Below are 8,793 nucleotides of genomic sequence, written 5' to 3'. Positions count from 1 at the left end.
TGCTGATCGAACAGCGCGAACGGGCAGCCGTCGTCGAAAACGCAGCCCGCACGAAACAGCTTCGCGAGCAACTGGTTGCAACGGTTGTCATAAACGGCACCACCGCCCAGACGATGGCGCGGCTTGCGGGCGGCATCAAGGCGCTGCTGCCTTGCGATGGTATCGCGGTGTACGCCGATGGCGTTGTGACTGTATCGGGCGATACACCGACAGTTGACGAGTGCGAGACGTTGCGAGGTTTCCTCGGCAACCACCAATCCGATCAGATTTATGCAACGTCAAATCTGGGCCTGGCGTTTGCGCCGGCGCGCGATTTCGTCGACCGAGCCGCCGGGGTGCTGGTGATACCGATTTCGCGCTCGACGGGAAATTATCTGGTGTTTTTCCGGCACGAACGGCCGCACGCCGTCACTTGGGCGGGCAAGCCAGACAAACTGGTTGTCGTTGGTCCCGGCGGCCCGCAGCTTTCACCGCGTAAAAGCTTTGCGGCATGGCGCGAGCTGGTTCGGGGCCAGTCAGCGCCCTGGACTCCTTTTGAACTGGGGGAGGCCGAGCTGCTGCGCGCCACGCTGTTCGAAGTCTTCCTGCAACAGGCCGGCATGACCGAGACGGAAAATCGGGCGGCGACGCAAAAGCAGGAGCTATTGATTGCCGAACTCAACCACCGGGTACGCAACATCCTTGGCCTGATCAGCAGTCTCGTGGCGCAAAGCCGGCTGACCGCACCTGATCTCGACACGTTCGCCTCTGTACTCGGCGATCGCGTCCACGCACTGGCTCGGGCTCATGACCAGATAACCGCCAAATAGTGGGGCCCAGGGTCGCTCACAACACTGATCAGTGCAGAGGTTTCGGCCTTTCTCGGCGGTGAGAGAGATCGTGTTTCCTTCGATGGACCTTCAGTGCTTATTGCACCGCAGGGCTTTTTGACCTTGGCGCTTGTGGTGCATGAATTGCTGACCAATGCCGTCAAATACGGCGCGCTGTCGGGAGAATCTGGACAGCTGGTGATCGCTTGGGATCTGGACGCCGATGGCAACCTGCCGTTGAACTGGCATGAAATTGGCGGTCCTCCGGTAGTGGTTCCAACCAAGCGCGGGTTTGGTTCGACAATCATCTACAGAATGGTGCCGCATGAACTCGGCGGTGACGCGGCCATCGACTACGCACCCGGTGGCCTGCTCGCCCGATTTGTTATCCCGGCCAAGCATTTCGAGCTCGTCGGCAATACGGAGATTGAGCCGCTGGGCAACCACCACCACGCAAGGCAGGAAGCGCGATTGGATGGTACCGTGCTCCTTGTCGAAGACAACATGATCATCGCGCTCGAGGCGGAAGACATGCTGTTGGCGCTTGGTGCCAGAAACGTGCTGTTTGCAAGCAACGTTGCCCAGGCGTTGCGCCTGCTGACAATCGAGACGCCGAGTTTCGCGCTTCTGGATATCAACCTCGGCAGCGAAATGAGCTGGCCAATCGCGGCACGCCTGCGTGAACTTGGCGTTCGCTATGCCTTTGCCACCGGCTACAGCAATCAAATCGACGTTCCATTGGAGCATCGCTCAGCGCCGATCATCTCCAAGCCTTACACAAGGGACAGCCTGTCTCGCGAAATATCCGATTCATAGGCATCGACGACCCGCAACCGAGGAACCGCAGCCGGCGCCAATCGAATCAATCCAGCGCCTTGCACTGCAAGCCCAGCGCGCGTTCAAACAGCCACACCCGCACCGCACTCGACAGGTTTGTCGTCCGCGCTTCGTCGATTTCGGAAACGAGCGCGGCCAGCGATTTTCCGTCGCTGGCCGCTGCGTCGTTCAAGGCCTGCCAGAACACCGGCTCGAGGGTCAGGCTGGTGGCGTGGCCCTGGATGGTGAGGCTGTATTTTTTGGGGCCAGAATCGCGGGCCGCCATCAATACATGTGCTGCCCGCCGTTGATCGACATGGTCGAACCGGTGATGAAGCCGCCATCCTCGCCCACCAGAAAGGCCACGGTGCGCGCGATTTCGCTGGCTTGGCCCAGCCGCCCAACCGGGATCTTGGCGACGATCTTGGCGAGCACATCGGGCGGCACTGCGGCAACCATGTCGGTATCGATATAGCCCGGCGCGATGGCATTGGCCGTGATGCCAAAACGCGCACCTTCCTGCGCCAGCGCCTTGGTAAAGCCATGGATGCCCGATTTTGCAGCGGCATAGTTCACCTGGCCATATTGCCCGGCCTGGCCGTTGATGCTGCCGATCTGCACATACCGGCCAAAGCCGCGCTCCTTCATGCCGGCAAAGGTCGCCTTGGCCATGTTGAAACAGCCGCCCAGATTGACCCGGATCACCTCGTCCCAAGCCTCCCAGCTCATCTTCATCAGCGTGCCGTCGCGGGTGATGCCGGCGTTGTTGACGACGATATCAATGGGGCCAAGTTCAGCCGCAACCTGCGCGCAGCCATCAAGACAGGCTTGGTGATTGGCCACGTTCCACTTGTAACTGCGGATGCCAGTTTTTTCGGTGAAAGCGCGGGCATTTTCGTCACTGCCGCCAAAATTGGCCGCCACTGTGATGCCCATACCGTGCAGCGCCAAGCTGATCGCCTCGCCGATGCCGCGTGTGCCGCCCGTAACCACTGCTACCCGAGCCATGTGCGCCGCTTCCTTCCATCCCAAGTTAACGCCCGCCTGTCGCTGTGCGGACTTGGGCGCATCTTGGTCTGGATTGCGCGCCGGCTCAACCGGCCATTACAGCCATCCCGCCAGTTCACGGCGCACGATGGCTTCCAGCATGGCCATGCCGGTGTCGCTGTCGTTCAGGCACGGAATATAGGCGAAATGCGTCCCGCCAGCATCGATGAATTCGTCGCGGCCTTCCATCGCAACCTCCTCCAGTGTTTCCAGGCAATCGGCGGCAAAGCCCGGCGAAACCACCGCAATCCTGGTCACGCCTTCCTTCGGCAGGTTGAGCAGCGTTTCGTCGGTATAGGGCTTCAGCCATTCGGCCCGGCCAAAGCGCGATTGGAACGTTGCCTTCACCCGCATGCCCAGCGCCTCGCCCAGCAAGCGCCCGGTTTTCAGGCACTGGCAGTGATACGGATCGCCGGCCTCCAGCGTGCGCAGCGGCATGCCGTGAAAACTGGTGAGGATCAGATCGGGCACGAAATCGAGGCTCGCTACCCCGTCGCGGATGGACTGCGCCAGCGCCGCGATGTGATCGGGATTGTCGAAATACGGCGCCATCGTGCGCAGCGTCGGCTGCCAGCGCATGCCCATCAGGGCGCGCGCGGCCTCATCCACAACCGTGGCATTGGTCGCCGCCGAATATTGCGGGTACATCGGCGCTAGCAGGATGCGATCGCAGCCCGCCTGCATCAGCGCCTCCAGCCGATCCGCGATGGAGCGCCTGCCGTAACGCATCGCCCAATCCACGACCACGTTGCCGCCCAGCCTCACCTGCATGGCCTCTGCCTGACGCCTGGTATAAACGGTAATGGGGGAGCCTTCGTCCATCCACACCTTGGCATAGTTGGCTGCCGTGGTGCGCGGCCGGATATTGAGGATCAGCAGGTTGAGGATCGGCTGCCACAAGATCTGCGGAATCTCGATCACCCGCGTATCCGACAGAAATTCCCGCAAAAACCGCTTCACCCCCGGCACATCCGGCGCATCCGGTGATCCAAGATTGACCATCAGCACGCCGATGCGGCCCGATTTCACCGGCGGGTGATTTTCCGGCAACGATACCGGCGGCAGGATGAGCGGTGCCGTCATGCCGAAACGAACGGCAGGTTGCGCCAGCGTTTGCCAGTGGCGGCAAACAGCGCATTGGCCACGGCCGCCGCGATCGGCGGCGTGCCGGGTTCGCCAATACCGCCGGGATCAGCATCAGACGCGATGATACGCGTTTCGATTTCAGGACAATCGACCATGGTGACAAGCGGATAGGCGTGAAAATTATTCTGCACCACCGCGCCCCCGTCAAAATCGATGCGGCCAAAAAGCGCGGCCGACAAGCCATAGATGATGCCGCCTTCGATCTGCGCCGCCACCGTATCGGGGTTGATCACCCGCCCGCAATCGACCGCTGCCCACACCCGCGTCACGCGCGGGCGCCAGTTACCATTGGGCCCAGGCACGGCCTCCACCTCGGCAATTTGCGCAACGATGCTGCCGAAACTTTCCACCAGCGCGATGCCGCGGCCCACCTGCCTGTTGGTGGGGCCGCCGCCGCCGCCCTCATCCCGCCCCAGCGGCCCGCCCATTTCCAGCACGGCCTGCAATACCGCCGCGTGGCGCGGCTTGTCCTTCAGCATGGCCAGCCGGAATGCAGCCGGGTCGACCGCAGCAGCAAACGCCAGTTCGTCGACGAAACTTTCGACGATGAAGCCGGTGAAACTGTGGCCAACACTGCGCCAGAAACCCAGCGGCGCCGTGCAATCGGCCAGGCAATGCTGCACCCGCATATTGGGAATGGCATAGGGCAGTTCCACCGCGCCTTCGATGGCGCCGGCACTGGCCGACGGGCCGCCGACAAAGCTGCCGATGTTGCGCCCGGCAAAGGCGGCGCCCACATCAGGCACGGCAATCGCAGCGTTCCAGCCTGTTATGCCGCCCGGCGCGGCGCGGCCATGCAGGCGCGCGGCCACTGCGGGGCGGTACATGTCGTGGCCGAAATCTTCCTCGCGGCTCCAGATCAATTGCACCGGCCGGCCCACGGCACGAGCGATCAGCGCGGCCTGCGCGCAGGCATCGCCTTCCACCTTGCGGCCAAAGCCGCCGCCGATCAGCGTCGGGTGCACCACCACATCATCGCCATCGATGTCCAGCGCACGGGCAACCGCGCGTGCGGCGAAACTGGCGCTTTGCGTTGGTGCCCATATCTCCGCCCGAAGTCCGCCAGTCCCGCCACCGACGCGCGCTGTGGCGGTCATCGGTTCGAGGCAGGCATGAGCGAGGAACGGCAGGTTGTATTCGGCCGTGAGCGCCCCGCCCTTCAGCGCCGCCGCCACGTCACCTTCGTCCCGCACCACTTTGCCCACCTGGCCCTGCGGCCCGAATGGCTTGCCTTCGGCGGCCAACGCACCGCGAACCGCCGCCAGTTGCCACGGGCCGGGCGGATCCTTGCCCAATTGCCATTTGATCGGCAGCGCGGTCACCGCCTTGTGCGCGGCATACCAATTATCGGCCACGCAGGCGACGAAGCCAGCTTCCTGCACCAGCGTGATGCCCGGCGGCAGGATTGGCTTGCCCAGGGGTGCCGCGGTCGCCCCCAACGGGCCTTGCACAATCGCGGCATAGCCCATGCCGGGCAGCCGCACATCGATGCCGAACCGCGCCGAACCATCGACCTTGGCCGGAATATCCAGCCGCAGCACCGGCTTGCCCGCGAGTTTTCTTACCGTGCGCAGCGCCGGTTCTTCGGGCGCATCATCGGGATCAAGGTCGGCGAGCACGGCGCGGAACGGCAGACGATTGGCCTTGTAAACGACAAAGCCATCGGCGGTATCGACATCCGCCCAGTCCACCTGCCAGCGCCGAGCCGCAGCCTTCACCAGCATCTCGCGGGCAGTTGCCCCGGCGGCGCGCAGCGGCATTTCCCAGGCGCGCACGCTGTTGGAACCGCCGGTGATCTGGAAATCCAGAAACCGCGCCACACGGCGGCCGGTGCCAAGGATCAGGCTTCGCATCGGTTCGGATTGGTCGGCCGCCGCCCCCAGCGCCAGGCCGGGATTGGCATAATCGGGGCCCAGCGGCGCCGGCTCTACGCCCACCGTCTGCCAATCAGCGCCAAGTTCATCGGCAAGGATCTGCGCCAGCGCCGACCAGATGCCCTGCCCCATTTCGGCCTGCGCCGCCGCCACCGTGACCCGGCCATCGGCACCGATCTTCACATAGGCATTGATCAGCGTTTCGTTCGGCCCCGCCGTCCAGTTCAGCCGCGCGGCGCGCGGCCACACGGCCCAGCCGATGGCAAGGCCGGTGCCAGCCGCCGCCGCAATCAACAGAGTGCGGCGGGTAAGGCCAGTACCGGCGCGCTGGCCAGCGCGCCGCAGGAAAAGCCGGTCCTTCAGGCCAACTGCCCCAGCAGATGTTCCGCCGACGACACGCCAAACGCGCCGGGCGGCTCGACATTGAGCTCGGCCACCTTGCCGTCCTTGATGATCATCGAAAAACGCTGGCCGCGTACGCCCATGCCATAGGCGCTGCCATCGAAGGTGAGGCCAAGCGCCTTGGAAAAATCGCCATTGCCGTCGGCGATCATCGTCACCTTGCCATCGGCGCTGGCCGATTTGCCCCACGCCGCCATCACAAAAGCATCGTTGACCGACACGCACACCACTTCATCGACACCCTTGCCCTGCATGGCCGCGGCATTATCGACATAGCCGGGCAGGTGGCGCGCCGAACAGGTGGGAGTGAAGGCCCCCGGCACCGAAAACAGCGCCACGGTGCGGCCGCCAAACAGATCGCCCGTCGTCACCGGCGCCGGACCATCGGCAGTGGCCTTCACCAGGGTCATCGCCGGAATCGAATCACCAACTTTGATCGACATGCTCATTCTCCCAAGTGCAAATTACCCGAACGTTCCTAGCCTTGGCCTTGGCTGGCGTCCAGCGCGGGCCTATGGTGGCCGGCGTGGAAACCCCGCCTTTTCTTTCCGGCCAGCTGCTGCTGTCGATGCCCGGCATCGGTGACGACCGCTTCGATCGCACGGCCATCGCCATGTGCCTGCACGATGAAGGCGGCGCGCTTGGCCTGGTGATCAACCGGGCGCACCCCGACCTGCGGCTGCATGCACTGCTGGCCCAGCTTGATGTCGATCCCGGCCAATTGCCCGATGGCCCGGTGCTGGAAGGCGGCCCGGTGGAATCCGGCCACGGCTTTGTGCTGCACGAAGCCGATTATGCGGCATCTGGAACGATCAGGGTGGGGAATTCCTGGGCCTTCACCTCCACGCTGGATGTGTTGCGGGCGATCGCGCGCGGTGACGGGCCCAAACGCTGGCACATGGTGCTGGGCTATGCCGGCTGGGGCGCCGGCCAGCTCGACATGGAAATGCGCCAGCATGGCTGGCACCTTGCGCCCGGCGACGCCGCCACCGTGTGGGACACGCCGCTCGAAAAACGCTGGGAACGCGCCTTTGCCCTCACCGGCGTCGCAGTGGCGAACCTGTCAGCGACCCCGGGACGGGCGTAACGCAATTCACCCCATCACGAAGGCGTTGAGCTTGTTGCCATCCGGATCGCGGAAATAGCCGGCATAAAAGCCCTGATCGCCGCGCGGGCCTGGCACGCCTTCATCGCTGCCGCCATTGGCCAGCGCCAGCGCATGGATGCGGTCCACCTGGTCCCGGTCCCTGGCTTCCAGTGCCACCATCACGCCGTTGCCCACGCTTGCCGGGCCGCCATCGAACGGCTTGGTAACGGCGATGCCGGCCGGGCCGTTGGCGGTTCCCCAGGCGATGAAGCTTTCAAACTCCATCATGCGCGCCGTGCCCATTTCCGCGGCGATCGCATCGTAGAACCGCGCCGCGCGCGGCATGTCGTTCGTCCCCACGGTGACATAACCGATCATAGACCTGCTGTTTTTCAGCAGTTCGAACATATCAAGAACGAAATCGAGTCGCAAGCGCGGCTTGTGGGTGAGGAAACTGTCGGAAATCTTTACACTATTGACGGAAAGCATTTTTCAACCCGCTGTTTTCCGTGGATTTTTCCTTTGGCACGGTATTTGCACCCCAATTCATCAGCGATCTGCTTTGCTTAATTGGGGAATATTGAAATGCGTGTGTTATTTGCTGCTGCCGTCGCCATCGCCGCCGCCAGCCCGGCTGCCGCCATCATCAATGCACCGGTGGCGGCCAACGCCTATGTCACCTTTGGCGGTCTTGATTGGGCGTGGGCCAGCCCGTGCGATGCGTCAGGCCCGAACAGCTGTGGCCCAATCGATCTTTCCTTTCAGTCCACTCAGGGCTGGCGCGTTGCCGTTGCGGCCGATTTCGCCAGCGGCATGAACTACACCAAATTCCAGTTTGCCGGCGCCAACGTGCCAGCGAACGGCAGCGATCCTGTCTCGGGCGCGACGTTCTTTGGCGAAAACTCGGTGGCCACCGCTTGCGCCACGCCGTGGTTTTCAAACAGCTACAGCCATTGCGATTTTAGTGATGGTGTCTCCGGCGAAGTGTGGAACATGCCTGTCACGGCGCGCCCAGGCGAATGCTGCCATGAAACCTGGGTCGTCCGCGATCCCGCCGGCGGTGCCGTTCCGGAACCGGCCAGCTGGGCCATGCTGATCGCCGGCTTCGGCCTGGTTGGCGCAATCCAGCGCCGCCGCAAGGCTGCTTCGCCGCCTGAACCCGCTTCAAGTGAATGGCGCCGGCCGTGGGGGTTGCCCCGCGGCCGGCGCTTCGTTATAGCGCCCGTTCCGCATGAACCGAACTGCCTGGCGACAAGGGCTGCCACGGCCGTTTTCGATGCGTCTTTATAAGGAGACCGAAATGCCCAAGATGAAGACCAAGAGCGGGGTCAAGAAGCGCTTCAAGTTCACCGCCACCGGCAAGGTGAAGCACGGTGTGGCCGGCAAGCGCCACCGCCTGATCCACCATACCGCCAAATATATCCGTCAGAATCGCGGCACGTCCGTGCTGGCCACCGCCGATACAGCCCGGGTGCACGCCTGGGCGCCGTACGGCCTGAAGTAAGGGAGGACATAGATGCGTATCAAACGTGGTGTGACCACCCGCGCTCGGCACAAGCGCATTCTCGACGCTGCGAAGGGCTTTTATGGCCGTCGCAAGAACACCATCCGC

Annotated in this window: 11 protein-coding genes and 1 pseudogene; 6 read left to right on the top strand and 6 right to left on the bottom strand. The window is 63.5% G+C overall.

What is annotated here, in order from left to right:
- Both ACESL8_RS10585 and ACESL8_RS10580 read left to right on the top strand, forming a co-directional pair.
- The coding region (locus ACESL8_RS10585) for an HWE histidine kinase domain-containing protein (protein ID WP_372918603.1) at positions 1 to 809 on the top strand (809 nt) is incomplete at its 5' end.
- Positions 810 to 902: 93 nt separating this feature from the next.
- Positions 903 to 1,625, top strand: a complete 723-nt coding sequence (locus ACESL8_RS10580) for a hypothetical protein (RefSeq protein ID WP_372918601.1) — start codon at positions 903 to 905, stop codon at positions 1,623 to 1,625.
- A gap of 46 nt (positions 1,626 to 1,671) precedes the next feature.
- Here the strand turns inward: ACESL8_RS10580 and ACESL8_RS10575 are convergent, their stop codons facing one another.
- From ACESL8_RS10575 to ACESL8_RS10555, 5 genes are all read right to left on the bottom strand, one after another.
- A complete protein-coding gene (locus ACESL8_RS10575; RefSeq protein WP_372918598.1) occupies positions 1,672 to 1,911 on the bottom strand; it encodes a ribbon-helix-helix domain-containing protein in 240 nt (79 codons plus the stop codon).
- Positions 1,911 to 2,633 carry an acetoacetyl-CoA reductase gene (gene phbB, locus ACESL8_RS10570; RefSeq protein WP_372918596.1) on the bottom strand — a complete coding sequence of 241 codons (723 nt, stop codon included), beginning with the start codon at positions 2,631 to 2,633 and terminating at the stop codon, positions 1,911 to 1,913. Before phbB ends, ACESL8_RS10575 begins: the two co-directional genes overlap by 1 nt.
- Before the next feature lie 96 nt (positions 2,634 to 2,729).
- The gene (gene hemH, locus ACESL8_RS10565) at positions 2,730 to 3,755 is read right to left on the bottom strand and encodes a ferrochelatase (protein ID WP_372918594.1); all 1,026 of its coding nucleotides are present in this window, start codon (positions 3,753 to 3,755) and stop codon (positions 2,730 to 2,732) included.
- Positions 3,752 to 5,986, bottom strand: a complete 2,235-nt coding sequence (locus ACESL8_RS10560; protein ID WP_372918592.1) for a molybdopterin cofactor-binding domain-containing protein — start codon at positions 5,984 to 5,986, stop codon at positions 3,752 to 3,754. The genes hemH and ACESL8_RS10560 overlap by 4 nt, the downstream gene beginning before the upstream one ends.
- A gap of 65 nt (positions 5,987 to 6,051) precedes the next feature.
- Positions 6,052 to 6,537 (bottom strand): peroxiredoxin, encoded by a 486-nt coding sequence (locus tag ACESL8_RS10555; protein WP_372918590.1) that lies wholly within the window; start codon positions 6,535 to 6,537, stop codon positions 6,052 to 6,054.
- A gap of 83 nt (positions 6,538 to 6,620) precedes the next feature.
- Between ACESL8_RS10555 and ACESL8_RS10550 the strand changes: the two genes are divergently transcribed.
- The gene (locus tag ACESL8_RS10550) at positions 6,621 to 7,181 is read left to right on the top strand and encodes a YqgE/AlgH family protein (protein WP_372918588.1); all 561 of its coding nucleotides are present in this window, start codon (positions 6,621 to 6,623) and stop codon (positions 7,179 to 7,181) included.
- Between the two features lie 6 nt (positions 7,182 to 7,187).
- Here the strand turns inward: ACESL8_RS10550 and ACESL8_RS10545 are convergent, their stop codons facing one another.
- Positions 7,188 to 7,559 carry a VOC family protein gene (locus ACESL8_RS10545; protein ID WP_372918607.1) on the bottom strand — a complete coding sequence of 124 codons (372 nt, stop codon included), beginning with the start codon at positions 7,557 to 7,559 and terminating at the stop codon, positions 7,188 to 7,190.
- Positions 7,560 to 7,766: 207 nt separating this feature from the next.
- Here ACESL8_RS10545 and ACESL8_RS10540 point away from each other — a divergent pair.
- The 3 genes and pseudogenes from ACESL8_RS10540 to ACESL8_RS10530 form a co-directional block, all read left to right on the top strand.
- Positions 7,767 to 8,324 (top strand): annotated as a pseudogene (locus ACESL8_RS10540) (PEPxxWA-CTERM sorting domain-containing protein); the annotation flags it as partial.
- Between the two features lie 157 nt (positions 8,325 to 8,481).
- Positions 8,482 to 8,685, top strand: a complete 204-nt coding sequence (gene rpmI / locus ACESL8_RS10535) for a 50S ribosomal protein L35 (protein ID WP_372918586.1) — start codon at positions 8,482 to 8,484, stop codon at positions 8,683 to 8,685.
- A gap of 12 nt (positions 8,686 to 8,697) precedes the next feature.
- The coding region (locus ACESL8_RS10530; protein ID WP_372918605.1) for a 50S ribosomal protein L20 at positions 8,698 to 8,793 on the top strand (96 nt) is incomplete at its 3' end.

The sequence above is a fragment of the Sandarakinorhabdus sp. genome (assembly GCF_041689835.1).
In the GTDB taxonomy this organism is placed as follows: domain Bacteria; phylum Pseudomonadota; class Alphaproteobacteria; order Sphingomonadales; family Sphingomonadaceae; genus Sandarakinorhabdus.
The sequence above is the reverse complement of the archived record's forward strand: the minus strand, read 5'-3'. Positions and strand labels throughout refer to the sequence as shown.

What these genes read in the sequence shown, in the direction of transcription:
- ACESL8_RS10575 (WP_372918598.1), bottom strand. Translation starts at nt 1,911, where the DNA reads ATGGCGGCCCGCGATTCTGGCCCCAAAAAATACAGCCTCACCATCCAG.
- phbB (WP_372918596.1), bottom strand. Translation starts at nt 2,633, where the DNA reads ATGGCTCGGGTAGCAGTGGTTACGGGCGGCACACGCGGCATCGGCGAG.
- hemH (WP_372918594.1), bottom strand. Translation starts at nt 3,755, where the DNA reads ATGACGGCACCGCTCATCCTGCCGCCGGTATCGTTGCCGGAAAATCAC.
- ACESL8_RS10555 (WP_372918590.1), bottom strand. Translation starts at nt 6,537, where the DNA reads ATGTCGATCAAAGTTGGTGATTCGATTCCGGCGATGACCCTGGTGAAG.
- ACESL8_RS10545 (WP_372918607.1), bottom strand. Translation starts at nt 7,559, where the DNA reads ATGATCGGTTATGTCACCGTGGGGACGAACGACATGCCGCGCGCGGCG.
- rpmI (WP_372918586.1), top strand. Translation starts at nt 8,482, where the DNA reads ATGCCCAAGATGAAGACCAAGAGCGGGGTCAAGAAGCGCTTCAAGTTC.